The following is a 21,606-nucleotide window of genomic DNA, read 5'->3' as shown; positions in this document are numbered from 1 at the left end:
ATTCATAACCCCCCGCCGAAGCGGTTCGTTTTACCCACTCGTTGTTCAGTTTTCAAAGATCAACTTCATTCAAAGTCGTCTGCGCTGCATTTCAGCGGCGACTTTTATAATATATCATATCGCCCATCTTTTCGTCAAGAACTTTTTTTAGATAATTTCATGTTTCGACATGATCTTGATTCCAATGTTTAGGTCCCTTTCGAAAGGGGCGAGTTATAATTTATCACAAAATTCAGCGCCTCGTCAACACTCTTGCTTAAATATTTTCCTCACGTAACCTAACAACTCATTAACACCATACGTCGAATGTTGAGAGCTGTCCAGAGCCGAAAAAAGAAGAAGAACCTCAGCTCCTCTCCTTTATTCGGCATAATAACGAACAGGCTCATGATACGCGCGTGCTTCCTTCCAAACCGCCGCTTCCTTCACAATCGACCGATAAATCAGTTGCCGCAGCACAATCGGCATCACAGACCTCAGCGCTTCCAGCTCAGGATGAAGCATCAGCTCCTGCATCGTCCAGGGGCTTCGCCTGCTTCGAAGCAGCCTTAACAAAGGCGCGGCGCAGTGCTCCAATTTGGATACCATCGAGAAATCACACGCCAGAAGCACCAGCTCAATCCGTTGTCCCAGCGTCTCGTTACTGGCCGTCAATTCCTCGTACAGTTTGCGGACAGGAGTGTTCAGCCCCGTGACCTGATCCCAGACGGCAGTGTTCGGATGAATCCCTCTTTCAAGCAGTTCAAGCTCCGCCCAATGATGCAGCCCTTCCAATGTGCAGAAATATGCATCAAGCAGGCGCTCTTCCTTCATCAGCATTTTGGCATCCACATATTTTTGCAGAAAATTCGCGTACCCTATAAACAGCTTTCGCTCCCGGATCGGTTCTTCAAACGTTAAAAAATCTCGCCGCATGCTGTATAGGCGGTCATCGCTGTCCTTGATAATATCCCCTTCAAGCAGACATTTTAACAATACTTTATGCGTTCCGTTCAGAAGTTCCTTCCGGAAATCTTCCATGGCAACGTTCATGATCTGACAGTGCTCGCCTCTTACCATGAAATGCTGAATATAAGGCTCATCCACTTCACCCTCATACACAACAACAATGTTCGTCTGAAAATCATCGATGATCGATCCGTACACAGCTTGATCTTTGTTGCGGTAGGCTATCGCTCCGATTGCATCCTTATCAACCGAATTTCCATAGTATAAAGAAAAGTTGGTTAATTCCACGTTTCCCTCCATACGGTCCTTGGCGAATTTTCGCCAATTCAGTTATAATATAATTCTACATGTCAATGTAAGTTCCTTCTTCGTAACGGGAAGAAAACATCGCTTCCCTCACTCATGTTCGCTGAGCTCAGGAAGGGCTTTCAATTATACCAAAAAATCGAGTGACAGGAGCTTCTTACCGATGATCTTTAAAAATGCTAAAATCAACGCTTTCCGCACTTGGGGCTTGCTGCTGACCATGCTGGGCATGGGACTCATGGTTCTGGGAACGGCCGGCATCGTCTTTTGGGGACAAGCTGGCAAAATATTTGCCGGCATCGGACTTGTTATTGGCCTTATCTTCATGATGGGTAGTTTAGGCGTTTACTTTTGGGCAGGCATGCTCTCGACGACCGCCGTGCAAATCCAATGTCCCGAATGCGACAAACTGACCAAGATGCTGGGTAAAACCGACCGCTGCATGTTCTGTCATACCATTCTGACACTGGATCCATCCCAGGCAAATGTGACAGCCGAGGAGCTTCGCTCCGCTGACAATCATTCAGATTCCACAACGACTCACACTTAATCTCTCGTGTACCCTGTCAGGACGACGGGCGGAAGTGCGATCGACTCCGTGGAGATGTTTTCTCCGCCTTCAGCCGTCACAGTGACAAACTGTGAACATAAGCACCTGATCCGCTTTAATCACACAGCAAGGACCCGGCACTTCCCACAGTGCCGGGTCCTTTTTTCACAACAATATAAGAAATTGGATAAATACCACGTTAGGGCGTTTACTCATGAACCGACTTCAGAACATCCCATGCCTCCGGCAGGGCAAAGCTTCGGTTCCAGGTAGCAATGCCACCGAGTTCCAGCCTTTGAGCGAGATCAACACGCGACTGAAGGGACAGCTCATCCTCAAGCCATATTCTCATCGTGTCATCCCCGTCCTTGTACTCCACATAATTCTGACCTGCACGTTCGTCCAGAACACCCTCCAGCTTCTGCTCCTTCACAATTTCCTGCGCTCGCCGCATACCGACGGCACTGGACGATACTTTCGGCTCATCTCCGCCCGTCTCGGTCCATACCCTCGTATACAGTGGAATGCCAAGCACCAGCTTCGACGGCGGCACGCCATCCTCCTCTATAATGCGCCGGACTGAAACTTCCGTCCAGGGTAGTGACGCTACCGATCCGGCCCGAGGGCTGGAGGCCCAGTGTTCATCATATGCCATGACCATCATATAATCGACAGCCTCCCCCAGACGACTGCGATCCAGGAACACCGACCACATCTCGCTGTTGGACTTCGGAGTAACATCAATCGATAGAATGAGTCCGTTGGCTTTGGCATAAGGTCTGAACTCCCGCACGAATTGAACAACATGATCCTTGTCGGCTGTATACACATTTTCAAAATCAATATTGATTCCATCCAGCCTGTACTGCTTCGCATAAGCTATCATCTGCTGAATGATATGGGACCTGCGGTTATACGACGATAGCGCCTCGGTGGTCAGATCCGGATCAAAGCTGTTATCCAGCAAGCCCCACACTTCATATCCCCTCTGGTGGGCCCATGCAACATAAGCCGGAGCCGCTTTGGATTTCACCTCACCGGTACCGCTCGTTATGCTGAACCATGTCGGGCTGACCACATTCACACCGGGCATCGGGCCGATGTCTGCAGTGTTCGGATTGCGGCTGTACACCGCCTCCCATACCAGATTGACCTGCTTGTCCTTCCACTCCAGCTCCGCCCTTGAAGGAGTGAAGGCCTGAACAGGGATATCTTTAACGCCGCCCAGCTCGACCTGATCCTGCTTCACGTAGCCGGTATAACCGTTATCCGCCTGAACGTAGAACCATTCCCCCTCTTCTCTCCAAACCCTGAGCCGCTCTCCGGCTTTCATATCCAGTACAATCGGCGCTTTGTGAGAGCCTGATTCCCTGACCGCGATCGTTCCGTCGCGCTTCGCCGGAGCTGCTTCTGCCAGCTGAATCGAATCCCCTGCCCGCATTAAAATGACGGCGCCCGTGCTTCTGTCCTCATGGACCGCAATACCGAGATACTGCTGCAGCGGCTCCACAGGAATATACGGCGTTCCCTCGATCACTTCCGGGGCGTGTTTCAGGGTCAACGCCTTCCCGTCCAGTTCCGCATCCTCACGCTCCGCCCCCATTCGCATAACATGGTCGGGCGTCGTAATGATAACCGAAGCTGTCTCCTCCTCATACCAGATATGCGGATCAACCGCCTCCTGCACGGCAGGCAGAGGAAGCTTCAACGCTTCACCCTCTCCTAGCGCCGCATGGGACATCATCTCCCCCTGCACAAAAATCGGCTTCTCCATCCCCTTCCAGTCAGGGGTTATATGGGTGCGGTTTGGCAACCTTTCTGATACCGTCCACCCGATTAATACAGCAAGTATAATGACTACGATGTTCATAAAACCTCTTCCGCGACGTCGCTTCCTTCGTGCCAAACGAATTCCCCCCATTGCACCAGCTGTGAAAATAAAAAAACGTGTGGAATGTCATTCCGCACGTTTTTTTACTGTATAACCGGTATCTATTTGCAGGATTTGCATAACCCGTATAACTCCATCCTCAAGCCTTTGATTTCAAACCCCGTGCTTTTTTCAGCCTGACGCTGCACATCTTCCAGCGAAGAATAGCTGAAATCCTCAATTTTGCCGCACTGTTCGCAGATCACATGATAGTGCTCCGATACATTGGCGTCAAAGCGACTGGAATTATCGCCATAGGTCAGTTCCCGCACCATTCCAGCTTCAATGAACATTTTCAAATTGTTGTACACAGTAGCTACGCTCATACTTGGGAATTTGGGTTCCAGAGCCCGATAGATTTCATCGGCTGTCGGGTGCCCCATCGATTCTATTAAGTAAGATAAAATCGCATGACGTTGCGGCGTTATACGGACACCGGTCGTTTTTAGTTGCTCCAGCGCATGCTGTACGGACGTTGCCATGGTTGCCCACCGCCTTCATGTTAACTCTTTGCATTCCATTGTAAAACTTCCTTCAGAAATTTGTCAATGCAGGTGGAGGACCCGTCTGCCTGCTTCCTTGTCAATGCGGATGGGGGACCTGTCCGCCCGTTTCCGGCTTCTCCAGCGCATCCGGAAAACTGCGATAGACATTCAGACTGCTATTGCCCTCAATATGAATCACATGCTCGCCTGTTCCCGATTCACCGGTAATTGTTTTTTGCTCGATGCTCAGATTTGGAAGAGTCGTCCGGATCTCTCCATAGCTGATCACACCATCGAGCTTGTAATCAGCGCCAAGCGGTATGTGAAGGTTCAGCTCACCAACCGCGCTGTACACATTCCAGTCTCCACCGACCGTCGAGGAGCGAATCACAATCCCGCCATTGAGCGACTCGGCGTTCAGGTCCGCACGGACGCCGCTCACAACAATATTGCCATTGCGGGTATTCACTTGAATATCGTCGGTTGTTCTTTTGACAATCATGTGGCCGACCTGAGTTGTCAGCTGAACGGCTCCGAATATATCAACAGCCGTCATATCTCCCCGGTTTGTGGACAGTTTGACATCACCGAGTACACCCCGGACGGTCACCGCCCCGTTCAAGGTTTGTCCGGTTACGTTCCCGCCGATATTTTCAAGATAGATCGGCCCGTTCCCGCTCTCAACCGTAACGTACTCATTCGCCTGCACATCCGTCATGGCGACCGCTCCGTTCATCGTCCGGATCTCCATATCCATACGCCGCTCTTCCGGCACGGTGATGGTTACATTCATGCGCGGCTGCCTTTTGCCCGATTGTCCGTATGGTTTGCCCTGCGAGCGAATGACCAGCGTGTTGCCCGCGTCTGCCTCCATCGTGGACTGTTCGTTAATCAGCTCGGCCATGCCTGGCTCTTCCCGATCCACCCATACTTCCGTCTCTACAATGACATCATCCACATCCTCGCGATGGATCGATATATCGCCATTCACATGGTCAACCACCATTTTGGTTGTATCCTCCGTGACTGGCAGGTAAAGGGGCGGCTTTTCAAACCGGTTATCCGCGGCTTCACTATAATCAACGGCAGCCACGGTTAGATTCAAACTTACCCTGTTCCACAAATACAGGAAATGGTCATGCTGGGACACAACAAAGACGGAGGCCGAAACGAGCACCGCAAGCGTAATCCCGCGAATATCCGGCCGAAACCTGAAATCTTTGCGCTCTCCCCTCCGCTTAGAGAACATGTAGCGAAGCAAATATTCCACGCCCCATAGGACCAGAAGCAGCGGCCACCATTTCAGAAGAAGAAAAATCGCATCCGTGCCGCCCCATTCATCAATAAGGAGCAGAGCTCCTGTACTGATAAGCAGGAGAGCAGCCGTGTAGCGTCCAACTCTAATTTTATGCTTCAAAGGACTCCTCTCCCTGTTATATTTTTGGCTCCCGTTTAGAGGTTCGCAGGAGCTCACGTATAAATGCCCCGACGCCGATCAGAATCAGAACAACAGCGGCAATGACCGCTCCATAATCCCTGATACCAGTCTGAAGCCACACCGGTTTCTGGTGAAACAGGATCAGGAGCACGCCCGAGACGACCAGCAATAACCCGAAAGCCGCTCCCTGCTCGCCATGAAAAGGATTCTTGCTCCCCTTGCCAGGCGTCTGACTGAACTCGACCTCTTCGCGCTTGCGGCGGGATAACATATATTCAGCCGCCTGCAGCGCGTCATAGACATTATAGAAATAACCCACAGGAATCAGCAGTCCCAGTAAAATCAGCAGCGGTACATTGATCTGCATACCGATGGACGAAAAATATAACAGCGCAGAAATATCAAGCAGCAGCAGCATAATAAAGGTAATGCCTTTTCGATACAGGCCCAGATATAGATGACCCAGGCCTGGCAGAATCGCCGATAACAACAGTGCGTATAATTTACGCTTGCGCCGCCGCAGTCCAAGAGAGCGTCTGGCTCCCGAACTTCCAAGCAAGCTCTGGCCCGCTCTCGCACGCTGTTCTGGCTGCGGGTTGCTCATCGCTCCTCCCCCTTTCACCGTACAAAGGATTTCAGAGAATTTAGTATCATCAATGGCTGGTTGCCGTGTGCTGTAAAAAGCTTCGTTTTCTTTGATAGTACCCTAACCTCTGGTCAAAGTAACTGGCAAAAAACTGGATGATCCTCCTCCTACCATAGAATGCAGGAATAGCGAATCCCGCAAAACAGAACAAACAAAAAGGCTGTGCGGATGAATGATCCGGCACAACCTGAGGAACCTATTTCATGATGCCGAGTTATTCAACCGACACCATGGATACCTGTCCCAGCCCCTGAATCTGGCGGGTGATGTTCACAGGATCGAACTTTCGATCTGTAAGAACATGCACCATTATTTCCACCCCCGGCACCGCCGGCTGAGGCTCGCCATAGGGAACAGAGCTTCGCTCATTCACGACCAGCTTGGAAATGGCACAGCCCTCTTCCTTCAGCAGCGCTGACAGATGATCCAGCAAGCCCGGCGAATTGGCTGCATATAGCGTAATCAGATGCATTTTACTCCCGCGAATATACCGTTGTTCCAGCTTATTAAAGACAACCAGATTCAGCAGAATCAGCAGCGTAGACACAATGGCTGCAAAATAAAACCCTGCCCCAACAGCCAATCCGACCGCACCAACGACCCAGATCGAAGCCGCTGTCGTCAAACCCGTAATCGATTTCCCCGTGAACAGAATTGTCCCCGCACCGAGAAAGCCGATGCCCGTAATCACGGCCGTCGCCAGACGGGCCGGATCAATTCGTACATTAAACTCTCTTACAAAATCCGAAAAACCGTACACGGACAGCAGCATGATCAGTGCCGAACCCAGGCAGACCAGAATATGCGTCCGAAGGCCTGCGGCATGATTCGTACGCTCCCGCTCAAAGCCGATCAGCCCTCCAAGCAGCATAGCCAGCAGCAGCCGCAATAAAATATGGACATTATCAATCACCCAAGGATTGCTCAATCACTCATCGCCTCCCCGTCTATGAACCAACCTGACCCAAAGACCTAAACTAACCTCTATATCGGTCAGGCTTCAGGTGGAATTCAGTCAACTCCACCCCGGGAGCGACTTCAAACGCATGATCCCTAACAAAACCGAACTTCTCATACAGCGCCACCGCCGGTGAATTGCGCGTGCCCGTCGCCACGATAAACAATGGTGTTTCTCTATAAGTGTCCAACACATGCTCGATTAGCGAAGCGGCAATCCCTTTGCGAAAATGACCGGGATGCACCATCATACGCGATATCGTGACCTGATCCTCTCCCGGTTCAACGGCTATAGCACCGAGCAGATCCCCCTCTTCATCCATGTAACCATAGAAGGTTTCCCCGCTGCTCCGTATCGTATCAAAGGTATCCATCAGCGGAGGAATCTCCGAGAATCCAATCAGCTTCGCCTCAATCGGGTAGGCCATATGCTGAAGGCTCCAAATCTGCTGCACGGTTCCGTCATCACCGAGCGTCAACATCGTGATCATGTTAATCCACCTCCATTCAAGCGTTTCGATTAAAAAAGGAACCTGCCCATCACGGGCAAGTCCCTTTCCTCTAAAGGCAAACCGGTTCAGGGTCACAACGGGCTATTCACCGTTCAGCACTTCAACCAACAGCTTATTGACAAGCGCCGGATTCGCCTTCCCTTTGCTCTCTTTCATCACTTGTCCGACAAGGAAGCCGATCGCTTTCTGTTTGCCGGCCTTGTAGTCCTCCACAGACTGCGGGTTGTTCGCCACAACCTGCTCGACGATGCTCTTGATCGCACCTTCGTCACTGATCTGCACAAGACCTTTTTCCTCTACAATTTGCTGCGGATTCTTGCCGCTTTCCAGCATTTCCTTGAAGACGGTCTTGGCGATTTTACTGCTGATCGTGCCCTTCTCAATCAGGCCGATCATTTCGCCAAGTCCTTGACCGGTGATCTTCACATCAGACAGTTCCAGATTGTTGGAGTTCAGATATCCAAGCAAATCTCCCATAATCCAGTTGGCTACCGCCTTGGCATCCTTCGTATAGTTCAAGCTGTCCTCGAAGAAGTCTGCCAGCACCTTCGAAGAGGTGATCACGCCGGCATCATACTCCGGCAAGCCGTATTCGGAGGTGTACCGGGCCTTGCGGGCATCCGGAAGCTCGGGGATTGTTGCCCGGACCGCTTCCTTCCATTCTTCGCTGATATGAACCGTCACCAGATCCGGGTCCGGGAAATAACGGTAGTCATGCGCCTCTTCCTTGCCGCGCATCGAGAACGTTTTGCCCTGCGCCTCGTCCCAGCGGCGGGTCTCCTGGACAATGACGCCACCTTCGTCCAGAACCTCAGCCTGGCGGTATTGCTCATACTCCAGTCCGCGCTGCACACCGCGGAAGGAGTTCATATTCTTCAGCTCGGCCTTCGTGCCGAATTCCTTCTGTCCCCAAGGGCGAAGGCTGATGTTGGCATCGCAGCGCAGCGAGCCTTCCTCCATCTTCACATCGGACACTTCGCAATACTGCATGATGGCACGCATCTTCTCCAGATACGCCTTGGCTTCCTCTGGGGAGGAAATTTCCGGCTCGGAGACGATTTCGATCAGAGGCGTGCCGACACGGTTAAAGTCCACGAGAGACGCATATCCTCCGTCCACATGCGTCAGCTTGCCGGCATCTTCTTCCAGATGCAGACGTGTAATGCCGATGCGCTTCGTTTTGCCATCCACTTCGATATCAATCCAGCCGTTCAGCCCGATAGGCTGATCGTACTGTGAAATCTGATATGCTTTAGGAGAATCCGGGTAAAAATAGTTTTTGCGGTCGAATTTGCTCACGTCTCCAATGGTGCAGTTCAGCGCCATTGCCGCTTTCATGGCATACTCAACCGCCTGGCGGTTGAGCACCGGAAGCACGCCCGGATGCCCGAGACAGATAGGACATGTATGTGTATTCGGCGGCGCGCCGAACGAGGTGGAGCAGCCGCAAAATATTTTCGAGTTGGTATGAAGCTCAACATGCACTTCCAAACCGATGACCGTTTCATATTTTGATGTAGACATATTTCGTTTCCCTCCTTCTCTGCCGCCGTGTTACAGCTCCGGGCGCCGTTTATGATGTTCAGTATGCTGCTCGAACGCATGCGCCACGCGCAGTACCGTCGACTCGTCAAAGGCTTTTCCGATCACCTGCATGCCTACCGGAAGACCTTCGGCAAACCCGCATGGCACGCTGATCGCCGGCACTCCGGCCAGGCTGACCGGAATCGTCAATATATCATTCAAGTACATCGTAAGCGGATCATCTACCTGGGAACCGAGCTTGAATGCGGTCGTTGGCGCGGTCGGTCCGATAATGACATCATACTGCTCAAACACCTTGTCAAAATCCTGCTTGATCAGCGTGCGCGCCTTCTGCGCCTTCAAATAATAAGCGTCATAATATCCCGAGCTGAGCGCATATGTGCCCAGCATAATCCGCCGCTTCACCTCATCGCCAAAGCCCTTGCTCCGCGACTCATGGTACAGATCAATCAGGCTGCCCGCGTTATCCGCACGCACGCCATAACGCACCCCGTCAAAGCGGGCCAGGTTCGAGGACGCCTCCGAAGAAGCGAGCAGATAGTAAGTGGCCACCGCATATTCAGTATGCGGCAGGGACACCTCTTCCCAGACTGCGCCCAGGCTCTCAAGCACCTTCAAGGCGTTCAATACAGTCTCCCGCACTTCCGGCGCAACGCCCTCGCCCAAATATTCCTTCGGCACCGCAATGCGCAGACCCGACACATCCCCGGTCAATGCGCTGACATAATCCGGCACATCGACTTTGGCCGAGGTGGAGTCCATCTGGTCATAACCGGCAATGGCCTGAAGAACGTAAGCGGAGTCCTCTACATTCTTCGTAAGCGGTCCGATCTGATCCAGCGACGAAGCAAAGGCCACCAGCCCGAAGCGGGACACAAGCCCGTATGTCGGCTTCAGTCCGACAACGCCGCAGTAGGAAGCCGGCTGGCGAATGGAACCGCCCGTGTCCGAGCCCAGCGTGAAGTAGGCCTCTCCTGCAGCAACCGCCGCAGCCGAGCCCCCGCTGGAGCCTCCCGGAACGCGCTCTAGATCCCAAGGGTTGCGGACCGGATAGAAGCTGGAATTTTCATTCGAGCCGCCCATGGCGAATTCATCCATGTTCAGCTTACCGATCGTCACCGAATCAGCCTCACGCAATTTGTGCACAACCGTCGCGTCGTATACAGGCGTGAAGTTGGACAGAAACTGGCTGGCGCAAGTTGTGCGAAGCCCTTCAGTCACAATATTGTCCTTGATACCGGTCGGAAGTCCAAACAGAAGTCCGCGCGTCTGCCCGGCGGTCAGCTTCTCGTCCAGACGTTTGGCCACAGCGCGTGCGCCTTCCTCATCCAGCGTGATGAACGCCCGCACCTTCTCCTCGCGCTCGTGAATGCTGGCAAATGATTGATCCACCAGCTCCGAAACGGACAGCTCTTTATTGTGGAGCTTGTTATGTATCTCCGTTAACTTGTAATCAAACAGGCTCAAGTGTCTTCCCCCCTCTGTCTATTCCAGTACAGCCGGAACTTTGAATTGGTCGTCTTCTTCGTCAGGCGCATTCAGCAGCACCTTCTCAATCGGCAGACTTTCACGAACCTCGTCATCTCTCATCACATTGTTCAGGTGAAGGACATGCGTCGTTGGCTCGACACCTTCCGTATCCAGCTCATTGAGCTTCTCGGCATATTGTAAAATCGCGTTCAGTTGGCCGGTAAACATCTCTTCTTCCTCCGGCGTCAAGTTCAGACGGGCCAGCTTGGCGACATGCTGAACATCCTTGGCAGTAATGCTCATCGCTTTACTTCCTCCTTTAATGCCCTTTTCCTGTGCAGGGGCAAAGTCTCTCGATAACTTTCCTCATTATATTGTAGAAGGGTGGACAATTCAATCCGAAGCGCCCGCCCGCTTCGCGGGCTTCATAAGGCTTGCAGCTCCCTGCAGCTCCCGTCTCTACAAAAAAGAGTCGGCCAAGGCCGACTCTGCTAAATCCAAGCACGAAGATTCACTTGTTTGATAAAGTCCGCTTGGGACATCTGTTCCTTCGACTCTTCCTCTTCTTCACTTTGCTTGTCGCCGTTCATCACCTGATGAAACAGCTTCTCATTATATGTCGACAGGGCGAAATCGATGAGCGCTTCCCGCTCGATCCGCTCGGCTTCCTGCTTCAACACGACTGATTCCAGCTCCACATCGCTTGCCGGAACAAAGAAATTACGGTTGAGATTCGGAATCCGAATAACGTAATCAAACGCATTGTCCGGATTTCGGTCATAAGCGATCAAATATCCGTATTGACCGATTGGAAGATTTTGCTCAAAGGCGTCCGCGACGATTGTGATCTTTTCCCCTAAACGCAGCATCGTCTACCTCCTGAGTTGTCTATCCTTATCTCTATAGTCTACTAAAAAAAGATAGAGATGTCTATGCTCAAAAGGAAATCCATCCATCCCGGGCATGTTAGGCCTGTGCAGACAATGGACGACGTCTTAACAGCACGCTTGCCGCGACGGTGGACAAGATGATCAGCAGCACTGCCGCCAGAGCAGGTGCAAATGTAGGGCTGCTCTCGCCTGTTAATATGGCTGTTGCGATTGCGCTCAGCCTCCCCGGGCTCCATGGCAGCTGCGAAGGCAGCAAGGAAGCGAGCAGCGTAAGCGCCGCCGCGATGCCAAGCGACAGGAACGCCGCGGCTGGACCGCGAAGCACAGCGCCAAGCGGGAGCAGCAGCGTCACGATCCAGGCCAGCCACACGGCATATACCGCGCCGGCACCTGCTAGCGTCCCCCACTCCAGCGGTCCGATCAGCTGATACGTATAATAGACCGCCCCGGCATAACCAAGTGCAAAGGACAGCAGCAGCAAGCTCATCATCGCGGCCCACTTCGCTGTCATCATGGTCAGAACCGAAGACGAACGCGACAATATCATCTCTGTCGTACCGGATGTTCGTTCCCCTGCGACGATGTTCATCGCAGACAATACGAGCACCAGCAGCCCGATCGTACTGAACTGGCTGAGCGTGGAAGCGATAATCTCCTCGGGCGGCGGGGTCGTGATTAGCGCTGCGGCCTCTGGCGGAAGCTCGCCGGAGGCGCGCAGAATATCAGGCAAGTAATACATCATGACCGGCTGCATCACTCCTAGCAGCAGAAATACAGCCGGTACCCAGATCCATTTGTACGAACGGGCCGCTTCGATTACTTCTTTATGGAAAAACACCCAGAACAATCTCATCCCCCCACCACCTTCATGAACATATCCTCCAGAGAGGACGTGCCGGCTTCGATGCGCTGAAACCGAATCCGGCTATCGGACAGCTCGCGCATCAACGCATCTCTCGCCTGATCCAGATCACGAACGGCCAACGCTGCGGTCCGGCTCCGGATGTCCGCTGACTCCACGAAGGGTATCCCCGGCAGCGTGCGAAGCCACGCCTCCTCGCGTGCTCCCGGCTCCACCTCAAGCAGCAGCACAGGCTGACGATATTTCTCCCGCAGCTCAGTCCAACTGCCCTGCTCGGCAATCCGCCCCTCCACCATCACTACCATCCGGTCACACACTTCCTCCGCATCATGAAGCACATGGGTAGAGAACAGAATCGTCACCTCTCCCCGAAGGCGGGACAGCAGATCCATCACCTCGCGGCGGCCGATCGGATCAAGCGCAGACACCGGCTCATCCAGCATGATCAGCGATGGCTCGTGTACGAGCGACTGCGCGATACCAAGCCGCTGCTTCATCCCGCCGGAGTAACCTGCAATCCGGCGTTTGGCTGCTTCCCGTAGCCCGACGGTATCCAGCACCTCCAGACTGCGCTTCCTCGCCTGTGCACCACTCAATCCTGACAGCTTCGCGCTGAAGATCAAATACTCCATTCCGGTCATCCACCCGTAAAACTTCGGGTATTGCGGAAGATAACCGATCCGCTTCTGCCAGTCGCGGCCCGATTTGCCGCCGTCCTCATATTGAATTTCGCCCCCGCTCGGCGACAGAAGTCCGGCCAGCATGCGCAGCGTGGTTGTCTTGCCTGCGCCATTGGGACCCAGCAGAGCGGTGCAGCTGCCGCGCTCAAGCTCGAATGAAATGCCCTTCACGGGAGTGATGCTGCCGATGCTTTTGGACAGATTACGAATATACAGCAAGGAGTTGGTCATGCATCCCGCCTCCCGCCAACGAAATAAGCGATGCTGCCTGCAAGATTCCCTGCGATAATGACCAACACCCACATCCATTTCGGTCCGCGCACCGCTTCAGTCGCTGTCCTCGCCAGCGAGATCAGCGCCGTCACCGCAAGCACCGCTTGCAAAGCCAGAATCGGCCATACGATGCCCCAATTGATCTCAAAATTCATTCCGAATCCCCTCTTCCCCTAGGAATTAACCTGCTGCCATCCACTTCGCCCTTCAGCGGCGACGATGCCGAATGACCAGCAGCCAGTATAGGAGCGACGGCAAAGGAAGCGTGGTTGAGCCCCATATCCCCCAAAACCAAGCCCACTTGCCCAGCCCCTTTCTGCGAGCATCCAGAAACAGGAGGATGCCTTGAGTCAGAACAAGCAATATTAACAGGACGACCAGCCAAACCGGCTGTGTGCTTATATCATTCATGGAACCCCTTCTTCCCTGCGGTTCTCAGTTCCTTGGAGCTCGCCAGCACCGTTACACCAGCCAGCATTCCGATGACATGAATCAGGATCAGCACCGCTGGCACAGCCAGTGCGGCCATTAATATACCGCCTACAATGAGCAGCGCCGTCAGCACGAAGAGCATCAGCTCATATTTCATCCGCCGCCGCTGGCGACGCTGTGTGTGTGCTGCAAGCATTTGAAACTCCTCAACAGAAGGAGAGCGGCCCTCGCCCAGCGCCTGGTCCAAGCGCTGAAGATCCCGAGTCCATTCCTCCGGCCATTGTTCATCCCCATGATCAGGTCTGTTCGTCATGTGCGTTCAGCTCCTTTCGCAAATGTTTGATGCCATACGCAGTCCGCGATTTCACCGTGCCAGCCGGAATACCGAGCATGCTCCCGATTTCCTCATAGCTGTATCCGTAGTAATGCTTCAGCAGAATCGCGATGCGATGCTCGTCGGATAATTGAGCCAGCCCGTCCAGCAAATCGGTCCACTGCTCTCCCTGCCGCTCCATTTGCCAGCGCAGCTGTGTGACCGATCGCCGCTGCTCATTCTCCAGCCACTTCGTCTCCCGCTTATTCCTTCGGGTCCGGTCAATATATAGCCTCGTTGCTATGGTGATCATCCAAGAGGAAAAGGATGAAGTTCCGTTGTACCGCGCTATGTTCTCCATACATCGAATCACGGTGTCCTGGGCCGTATCCTCTGCCACACTGTGATTCATCGTGATCTTTAGCAAATACTTATATAGAAAGCTGTAATGGTGCTTAAACAGCGCCCCCATTGCATTCGTATCGCCTTGCTGTGCTTTGCGTATCCAGTCCTCTTCTTCCAGGATCATGGCGAGACCATCACCTTCTTTCATCTTCGGTCGTAATACGTCCGGCATGCGGGAATCGTTCAACGGGCCGTGAAAAAAATATACGAAATCCAAATCAGGCACCAAATCCCGCGATAGGAGGCACTATTTAGTGAACGAAACCTAAACCTAGTGTTGCTTCGTCGAACCGAAGGGATACTTGCTGTCTATCATGATAATCGGGGGGAAGGATGAGGAACAGCGAAGCGATAAAGATATGCAAACATGGAGCGAGCAGGACTGCGGCTTAGACATAATCACGGGAAGGCAGGCTTTAAGATCTGGGATGGTTTGGATTGGCGGGGCATAGCGGCTTTTGTTGGGTTGGATCGGGATGTGGTATTGGAGTGGATTGGAGCGCGTGTATTTGGAGGCTGCACACAGAGGTTTCCATGGGGATTACAATTAGGGATTACAATGGGGATTGCAATGGGGGCTACATACGAGGGCTGACATATAGAGGCTGATATAGGGCTGTTTGGTACAAAAAATGAACTTGCTGACATTGCTGCGATCAGGTGGAACTCCCGGTTCATCGAAACTCATACTGACACCAAGAGCTTAGAGGCACCGGAAACCTTGCCGCTCTCACCTGTTATTCAAGCCTTATCCACTGCAGACGCACATGCCATGGCTGGCAGGCAACGGCCTCTCCCTTCACCAGCCGGTCCCATACAACAGATGACGCTCCGCGGTGTTCAAGCCCTTGCCTGTCATACTGCTGGTTATCCTGCTCCTGCCGCGAATCTTCCTGTCCTCTGGCTGCACAGCTGTCCCAAAATGATAACTCATCTTTCCTCACTGCGACTCCTCCTCATCCGTTCCATGCATAAACGCCATAAACGCCGATCGCATACTCACCAAGAAGTCAGGACACACGCTAGTACTGCACGTATGCATGTATAAAAAGCCCCTGAAAAATAAAAGAACGCAAACCGGGATCTAAGCCTCAGTCTGCGTGCTTCGCAAAGGTAACATTTAATTAATCGTATTGTATCAATCTTGTATATGTTTGTCTATATAGTTTCGCGATTTTTGTCGGAAAATTTTATCGGTTGGCCGGGACATAAGGATTGCGCTGCTTCTCATAGCCGATAGCCGTGCGCGGACCATGCCCAGGATACACCGTCACCTCGTCCGGGAACGTATACAGCTTGTTCTGAATGGAATCGAACAGATCCCGCTCCCGGCCGCCCGGAAGATCAGTGCGGCCAACGCCCAGACGGAACAGCACATCCCGGAGAACAAGTCCGTACCGCACAAAAAGCTGACGCTTCCCGGTGAATGCCCTGGCGTATGATATACCTTGAAGCGATGCCCGACCAGCTCCAGCTCCATCCCCTCTGCCAGCTCATACTCCGCCGGCTCGGTGGACAGCGGCGGGCTTGCCTGCGGCCACATCAGGGAACCGTTCAGCTTCGGATCGGTCAGCCAGTCGCTTTCCAGTCCGTGTAAATATACCGGGCAGCCCTTAAGCTTGCGAATCTCATCCACGCCGCCCATATGATCAAAATGCGCATGTGTCAGCAAAATCGCTTCCACTTCCAAATCGGCAACTCGTTTAACGAGCGCTCCCGGGTTCATGCCAGGATCGATAATCACCGCTTTGTTCTTGTCTTCCCCGGTCAGCAAATATGCGTTCGTCTGCAAGGGCCCAAGTGAAAAAGTCTCAATATGCAGCGCCATGATCAGAACCCCGACATCAGTTCACGCAGTTCTCTGACAATGACCGCATGAACCTCGTACCCTTCCCCATATGCCTTGAGGATGTTCTGGCGCGTGGCGGCAAGCTTGTCCTGATAATCCGGCGCTTCGCGATCCGGGTTCTCCTGCTTGAACTCAACCATATATTTCTGCACATGCGCCGGACGCGGGCCCCATTTGCCCAGCACATGTCCGCCGGTATCCGCCACAATCACGACAGGAACCGAGCGGCCGCCCATCGTCAGGAACTGGTCCATGAAGTCCAGATGCTGCTCCAGAATGAACACCTCCGGCTCGATTCCGGCTGTCTCCATCACCCGGAATACCACCGGCACGTTACGGGCGACATCCCCGCACCAATCCGCCGCGAGAATCAGAACCCGCAGATCATCGCGAAAATTAAGACTCTCAAAAAACGCCCGGTCCTCCGGGTTGTCCCACGTAAACTGCTCGAATGCCGTTCGGAATACGTCCTGGTTCTTCTCCATCCCGTCCATGAACTGCTTCGGGGATATCCCTTTGCCAAAATACTGCGCAACATTAACACTCATCAACTATGACCTCACCTTCGTAGACTTCATCCACTTCACTATAAAATAAACAATCATGACTCCGACGGCAACGAGTAAAATTTCCTGGATGTACGGACCTGCTGCCTCGTCAATTCGCTCCCACTGATCGCCAAGCACATAACCCAGGTACAGAAACAAAGCTGTCCAAGGGATGACCGCCAGCGTCGTGAGCAGCGTGAACCGGCCAACACTCATCTTCGAAATGCCTGCCGGAATGGAGATGGCATGTCTCACAATCGGCACAAAACGGGCCGTGAAAATGACCCCTGTCCCGTACTTGTTAAACCATTCCTCGGCATAGTCGATATGATGCTTCCGGATCAATATGTACTTTCCGTATTTCTCGAGGAACGGCCGACCGCCGTAACGTCCGATCCAATAAATAAAGAGCTGGGCCAGCACACCGCCCGCCGTACCAAAAATCATGGCCCCCAAAAAATGAATGTCTCCCTCGGAAACCAGGTACCCGCCGTATGCGAGCACGATTTCGCTTGGTATGACCTCCATCATCAAGCCAAGCATAATGCCGAAATAACCAAGATCCTGAATCCATTCAAATAACCGTCCGACCCACTCGTAAAAGAACTCCACGCCCTCACCTCATCCTCGTGCGCTGATTTCTTTTACTAGCCTATTCTAACATACCCGCGGACATGCCTTCTAGCACGCCGCTCACGGCAATTATCTGCCGCCATATGCCGCTTATGAGGCTCGTGGAAGTCAGTCCTTCCTCGAACCTGAACTCGATCCACTCCCCCCGCCGCTACAATACCCCAGATCCGGAATCAACAAATACCTCGCTCCTTAATCCAATCAACAGGCCCATCTGCTAGTAATTAGTACATTCGGGTCGAACCCGATCAGGCCCCTCCATCCGCGCCCAATTCACGGCAAAGCCGTGGCTATCGCCCGCGCCCGGACATATGGTGTAGCAAAAGGAGTGAGTAGGCTATGTATTCTCCCCATCCGAAGCAACCGGGCGCCAAGCCCCCTTCGCCGCGAAGCATCCGCCGCGCATGCAGCAAAGAGCTGTACCGGACGGTCAAACGTCTCAAGCTGTACATCAGCCCTGAATTGATCAAGGAGGGTGAACAGCTCTATTACCGCAAAGTCATTGGCAATCTGATATGGATCTATGAAAATTACAGCAACAAAAAGCTGCTCTGTGACTGGTGGGAAAAGGAAGTGTGCAGCGAGCTTGCCGAACTGTGGCAGGTGCCAGAGAAACAGCTCGCAGCGTCATTCCGGGATGCCTTTGGCGGCTAACTCCGCAAGCCGTTTACGCTGATGCTCCGCCAGAGGCGAAAGCCGGAATTTCCTGTCGTTATGCAGCTTCGGCTGCTGCATAAGAGAATTTACGGCTGCCCGATACTGCGCCAGGAGCCCGAGCGCCGACCTCGCTGCCATTCTGGAGGGGCCTTCGAGCCCCTGCAGGCCTTGCCATTCCGCCAGCCAGGCCAGCCGGATAACGGCACGGGCCTGCTTGTCGGTGTGATAAGGATCAAGGTTCAGACTCTGCCGGAACCAGCGGACAGCTTCCTCGGCATCTCCCAGGAAAGAATAGGCTTCCGCCAGCTTCCAGCTTAGCTCGGGATGGCGCTGCGAATAGGCGTGGCTTGTCTCAAGCATTACAATTCGCTCCCTGAGCGGCAGCAGCTCGGCGAGCTGGAGCGCCGCCGCCTCGTTATATGGGTTCCAGCGCAGGGAGGATGCAAGCAGCTCTCTTTTATCTTGAATCGGCGCATCTAGCGACGCCTCGTACTTTACCTCGCTGACCCAGAGGAAAGCAGCCAGACTCCCCATCAGCAGCACGCCGGACAACCAGACTGCCCGCAGCATGATAGGAAGCGGCCCCGTATCTCCCATCCGATATTGTCCCTCACTCTGCCCGCTAGCGCCCGACCGGTTGGCTCCCGTCCTGTTTTCTCCGATCCGGGCTTCTCCCGCTTGAACCGTTCTAGGCTCCGCATACATCCCCATCGCGGCCAGCCATACAATCAGCAGCCACACGAGCCCGTAGCTCAGGTCAAAATCGATGAGCGCATGTCCGAGCAGCACGATCAGAGGCGGCAGCAGCCGCGGGCGGCATAGGGCAACCCGGTATAGCATCCCGCCTGTCATACAGAATATGAGCAGCAAGCCGATCCCCCCGGTATCAAGCAGCAGGTTCATGTAGCCGCTATGAACCTCGCTTCCCACATAGGGCTCGGATTGCACCGCGCGATAGGACAAGCGCCAGGTGTCACCGCCCTGGCCAAGCCATGGGCTTGTCTTGGCCAGCTCCCATGCGTCGCGGTACATCAGGCCCCGCGCGCCCAGCGTAGCTGCGCCGCCTGTGACGCGGGACCGTACCTGCAGCATGACCGCAGCGGCGGTAAGCGCGATGACCGCCGCCGCGATCGCCAGCGCGGCAAGCGGGCCCAAGCGGCGGCTGCGCCGGGCGAGTGCCCGTCGCCAGTCCGCGACGGGCTGTGCACCGGTCGGCGCGCGGCAAGGGCAAGGCTCGCGTGAATCGCCGCCAGGCGTACACGCTTCGCCCTGGCGCGCCTTGCCGGCGCCCGTGCGCTTGCGCATGGCTGTGCCTGCGCAAGCAGCCGCTGGCAGGCTGTCGCCACGCACCGCGGCGACAGCGCTCGTGCCGCCGCCTTGCAGCAGGCGGCACAACAGCCGGCCGGCCAGCACGCTGCCGGCCCACAGCCCGGCCAGCCACAGCAGGCCGGGCAGCACCACCGGCGCCAGCCTGGCATCTGCCAGCTGGCGATACAGCAGCGCCGCGCCCAGCATAGGCGCGGCTGCTGCGGCGAGGAGCGGCGCTAGCGCCCGCCGCTCCCGGGCCAGGCCGGCCGCGCCAGCAAGCGCGGCCGCAAGCCATGCGCCGCGCGACTCCGTCAGGAGCAGCGCGGCGGCATAGGGCAACAGCGGCAGCAGCGCAGCCGCTGGCAGCGGGCCCGTCCGCGATCGCAGGACGGGCAGGAGCGCGAACAGCCGCTCAAGCAGGTAGGCGGCCATCACCGCCCCGAATGTGTTCGGGTACTGGAGCAGGCCGCCCAGTCGCGCGCCAGTCGCGCTAATGTCCGCATTCGCCGTATGATAGATCGCATACGGCAGCTCCACCACCCCATATACGGCCAGCAATGCGCTGCCGCATAAGAGCACCCCTGCGGCATGCCATCCTGCCGCAATCACCTTCCGCCCCTCCGGATGGCGGACCAGCAGCCATAGAACAGCGGCACAGGAGCTGTACATGGCAAAACGAAGCAGCTCGCTAACCGTTCCGTTCACCGACAGCGGGCTCAGCAATAGATGCAGAGCGTACACCAGCATGATACCGGCAAGCCCAATAAGCCCCAGCATATCGCTTTGACCGGGATATAAGGCATTGCCTCCTCGGTTCAGGGCAGTTCCTGCCACACTCCAAATGAGCAGCATCCCGAACCAGATCATGCCGATGAAGTACATATCGCTATCAAAAAACAGTCCTGTATTTACACAAGCGGCAAGCATAAGCGCTGTCAGACACCAGCCCCCTGCCTGCCGCCATCCCTTTATCAGCTGATGCCTCGCATCCATTACTCAATGCCCCCATTGCACCATGATCTGATCTTCGATTTCATGCCTACAGCATCATTGTGAACGTCCAGGATCAGGCCTATACTTTCCCCCTCGACTGTTGCATCATTATCCCTTTCGTTCAGGGTGGTGATGCGTTGGAGCAGGAAAAGAACACCGTGTCGGGTTGGACTGCATGGTCGGTGGTTTGACGAGGTGCATTGTCGGCTCATCTCTTGCGTCATTATCCCTTTCGTTCAGGGTGATGATGCGTTGGAGCAGGAAAAGAACACCGTGTCGGGTTGGACTGCATGGTCGGCGGTTTGACGAGGTGCATTGTAGGCTCATCTCTTGCGTCATTATCCCTTTCGTTCAGGGTGGTGATGCGTTGGAGCACGGAAAAGAGCTCCATGACGGGTAGGGCCCTATGATCGGTGGTTTGACGAGGTGCATTGTCGGCTCATTTCTTGCATCATTATCCCTTTCGTTCAGGGTGGTGATGCATTGGAGCAGGAAAAGAGCTCCGTGACGCGTAGTGCTGCATGGTTGGTGGTTTGACGAAGTTCATCGTCGTCCCATCGGCGCTTCAATTCCCGGTCCAGCCCACGGTTCAGATACGATTTAATTAAATTACCTTTCAACCACGGTTCAAAGATCTTCACAGATCGTGCAAGGAGTGTTCAGAGACCGTTGAAAAGGAAATTTCAAGAGTCGGAGTAGGCCGAGGTTATGAAAAGGCGGTTTATGGTGGGTTAAGTAATTCAGATTAATTCATATTAATCCGGATTAATTTAGAGTAATACTGAGTAAATTAGATTAATACCGAGTAATTCATATTTATACTGATTAATTTAGATAAATACCGAATAATTCAGAGTTATACTGATTAATCTAGGGTAATTTGGATTTATTTAAGTTTATTTAGATTAATTCAAGTTGATTTGTAGTGATTTGTAGTGATTTGTAGTGATTTGTAGTGATTTATATACATTTATAG

At 53.8% G+C, this 21,606-nt stretch carries 23 protein-coding genes and 1 pseudogene; 2 read left to right on the top strand and 22 right to left on the bottom strand.

Going from position 1 to position 21,606, the window contains the following annotated elements:
* Positions 1–360 precede the first annotated feature (360 nt).
* Positions 361–1,236 carry a nucleotidyltransferase-like protein gene (locus CHH75_RS16755; RefSeq protein ID WP_095266631.1) on the bottom strand — a complete coding sequence of 292 codons (876 nt, stop codon included), beginning with the start codon at positions 1,234–1,236 and terminating at the stop codon, positions 361–363.
* 181 nt (positions 1,237–1,417) lie between these two features.
* On the opposite strand from CHH75_RS16755, the gene CHH75_RS16750 reads away from it, so the two are divergent.
* The gene (locus CHH75_RS16750; protein ID WP_095266630.1) at positions 1,418–1,804 is read left to right on the top strand and encodes a YgzB family protein; all 387 of its coding nucleotides are present in this window, start codon (positions 1,418–1,420) and stop codon (positions 1,802–1,804) included.
* Positions 1,805–2,012: 208 nt separating this feature from the next.
* Here CHH75_RS16750 and CHH75_RS16745 read toward each other — a convergent pair whose 3' ends face one another.
* From CHH75_RS16745 to uptA, 20 genes and pseudogenes are all read right to left on the bottom strand, one after another.
* On the bottom strand, positions 2,013–3,674 hold the full coding sequence (locus CHH75_RS16745) for a glycosyl hydrolase family 18 protein (RefSeq protein ID WP_255223049.1): 1,662 nt from the start codon (positions 3,672–3,674) through the stop codon (positions 2,013–2,015).
* Between the two features lie 122 nt (positions 3,675–3,796).
* Positions 3,797–4,216, bottom strand: coding sequence for a Fur family transcriptional regulator (locus CHH75_RS16740; RefSeq protein WP_095266628.1), 420 nt, complete (start codon positions 4,214–4,216; stop codon positions 3,797–3,799).
* Between the two features lie 100 nt (positions 4,217–4,316).
* Positions 4,317–5,636 (bottom strand): DUF4097 family beta strand repeat-containing protein, encoded by a 1,320-nt coding sequence (locus tag CHH75_RS16735; RefSeq protein ID WP_095266627.1) that lies wholly within the window; start codon positions 5,634–5,636, stop codon positions 4,317–4,319.
* A gap of 16 nt (positions 5,637–5,652) precedes the next feature.
* Positions 5,653–6,261, bottom strand: a complete 609-nt coding sequence (locus CHH75_RS16730) for a hypothetical protein (RefSeq protein WP_255223048.1) — start codon at positions 6,259–6,261, stop codon at positions 5,653–5,655.
* Between the two features lie 256 nt (positions 6,262–6,517).
* Positions 6,518–7,231 carry an MgtC/SapB family protein gene (locus CHH75_RS16725; protein ID WP_095266626.1) on the bottom strand — a complete coding sequence of 238 codons (714 nt, stop codon included), beginning with the start codon at positions 7,229–7,231 and terminating at the stop codon, positions 6,518–6,520.
* 49 nt (positions 7,232–7,280) lie between these two features.
* Complete coding sequence (locus CHH75_RS16720) at positions 7,281–7,751, bottom strand: GNAT family N-acetyltransferase (RefSeq protein WP_095266625.1); 471 nt, start codon at positions 7,749–7,751, stop codon at positions 7,281–7,283.
* 102 nt (positions 7,752–7,853) lie between these two features.
* Positions 7,854–9,296, bottom strand: a complete 1,443-nt coding sequence (gatB, locus tag CHH75_RS16715; RefSeq protein WP_095266624.1) for an Asp-tRNA(Asn)/Glu-tRNA(Gln) amidotransferase subunit GatB — start codon at positions 9,294–9,296, stop codon at positions 7,854–7,856.
* Between the two features lie 30 nt (positions 9,297–9,326).
* On the bottom strand, positions 9,327–10,784 hold the full coding sequence (gene gatA / locus CHH75_RS16710; RefSeq protein WP_095398706.1) for an Asp-tRNA(Asn)/Glu-tRNA(Gln) amidotransferase subunit GatA: 1,458 nt from the start codon (positions 10,782–10,784) through the stop codon (positions 9,327–9,329).
* An 18-nt stretch (positions 10,785–10,802) separates the two neighbouring features.
* The gene (gene gatC / locus CHH75_RS16705) at positions 10,803–11,090 is read right to left on the bottom strand and encodes an Asp-tRNA(Asn)/Glu-tRNA(Gln) amidotransferase subunit GatC (protein ID WP_095266622.1); all 288 of its coding nucleotides are present in this window, start codon (positions 11,088–11,090) and stop codon (positions 10,803–10,805) included.
* Positions 11,091–11,278: 188 nt separating this feature from the next.
* Positions 11,279–11,656, bottom strand: coding sequence for an ATPase (locus tag CHH75_RS16700; protein ID WP_095266621.1), 378 nt, complete (start codon positions 11,654–11,656; stop codon positions 11,279–11,281).
* A gap of 97 nt (positions 11,657–11,753) precedes the next feature.
* Positions 11,754–12,530, bottom strand: coding sequence for an ABC transporter permease subunit (locus CHH75_RS16695; protein ID WP_095398705.1), 777 nt, complete (start codon positions 12,528–12,530; stop codon positions 11,754–11,756).
* Positions 12,527–13,450 carry an ABC transporter ATP-binding protein gene (locus CHH75_RS16690; protein ID WP_095398704.1) on the bottom strand — a complete coding sequence of 308 codons (924 nt, stop codon included), beginning with the start codon at positions 13,448–13,450 and terminating at the stop codon, positions 12,527–12,529. Before CHH75_RS16690 ends, CHH75_RS16695 begins: the two co-directional genes overlap by 4 nt.
* The gene (locus CHH75_RS16685; protein WP_095266618.1) at positions 13,447–13,647 is read right to left on the bottom strand and encodes a PLDc N-terminal domain-containing protein; all 201 of its coding nucleotides are present in this window, start codon (positions 13,645–13,647) and stop codon (positions 13,447–13,449) included. The genes CHH75_RS16690 and CHH75_RS16685 overlap by 4 nt, the downstream gene beginning before the upstream one ends.
* A 52-nt stretch (positions 13,648–13,699) precedes the next feature.
* Positions 13,700–13,903, bottom strand: coding sequence for a hypothetical protein (locus CHH75_RS16680; protein ID WP_095398703.1), 204 nt, complete (start codon positions 13,901–13,903; stop codon positions 13,700–13,702).
* Positions 13,896–14,237, bottom strand: coding sequence for a YxlC family protein (locus CHH75_RS16675; protein WP_095266616.1), 342 nt, complete (start codon positions 14,235–14,237; stop codon positions 13,896–13,898). The genes CHH75_RS16680 and CHH75_RS16675 overlap by 8 nt, the downstream gene beginning before the upstream one ends.
* Positions 14,221–14,766: an RNA polymerase sigma factor SigY gene (gene sigY / locus CHH75_RS16670; protein WP_095398713.1), complete on the bottom strand. Its 546-nt coding sequence runs from the start codon at positions 14,764–14,766 to the stop codon at positions 14,221–14,223. Before sigY ends, CHH75_RS16675 begins: the two co-directional genes overlap by 17 nt.
* A gap of 613 nt (positions 14,767–15,379) precedes the next feature.
* Positions 15,380–15,586: a hypothetical protein gene (locus CHH75_RS16660; RefSeq protein WP_095266614.1), complete on the bottom strand. Its 207-nt coding sequence runs from the start codon at positions 15,584–15,586 to the stop codon at positions 15,380–15,382.
* Between the two features lie 246 nt (positions 15,587–15,832).
* Positions 15,833–16,470 (bottom strand): annotated as a pseudogene (locus CHH75_RS16655) (MBL fold metallo-hydrolase).
* A gap of 2 nt (positions 16,471–16,472) precedes the next feature.
* Positions 16,473–17,039, bottom strand: a complete 567-nt coding sequence (locus tag CHH75_RS16650; RefSeq protein ID WP_413773615.1) for a thioredoxin family protein — start codon at positions 17,037–17,039, stop codon at positions 16,473–16,475.
* Between the two features lie 3 nt (positions 17,040–17,042).
* Positions 17,043–17,651 carry an undecaprenyl phosphate transporter UptA gene (uptA, locus tag CHH75_RS16645; protein WP_095398701.1) on the bottom strand — a complete coding sequence of 203 codons (609 nt, stop codon included), beginning with the start codon at positions 17,649–17,651 and terminating at the stop codon, positions 17,043–17,045.
* A gap of 360 nt (positions 17,652–18,011) precedes the next feature.
* On the opposite strand from uptA, the gene CHH75_RS16640 reads away from it, so the two are divergent.
* Positions 18,012–18,326 carry a hypothetical protein gene (locus CHH75_RS16640; RefSeq protein ID WP_095266610.1) on the top strand — a complete coding sequence of 105 codons (315 nt, stop codon included), beginning with the start codon at positions 18,012–18,014 and terminating at the stop codon, positions 18,324–18,326.
* Here CHH75_RS16640 and CHH75_RS16635 read toward each other — a convergent pair.
* Entirely contained in the window at positions 18,300–20,630 is a 2,331-nt protein-coding gene (locus CHH75_RS16635) for an O-antigen ligase family protein (RefSeq protein ID WP_095398700.1), read from the bottom strand. The two genes, CHH75_RS16640 and CHH75_RS16635, sit on opposite strands and share 27 nt — an antisense overlap.
* Between the last annotated feature and the right edge of the window lie 976 nt (positions 20,631–21,606).

The sequence above is a fragment of the Paenibacillus sp. 7541 genome (assembly GCF_002276395.1).
GTDB classification, from domain to species: Bacteria; Bacillota; Bacilli; order Paenibacillales; family Paenibacillaceae; genus Paenibacillus_AQ; species Paenibacillus_AQ campinasensis.
The sequence above is the reverse complement of the archived record's forward strand: the minus strand, read 5'-3'. Positions and strand labels throughout refer to the sequence as shown.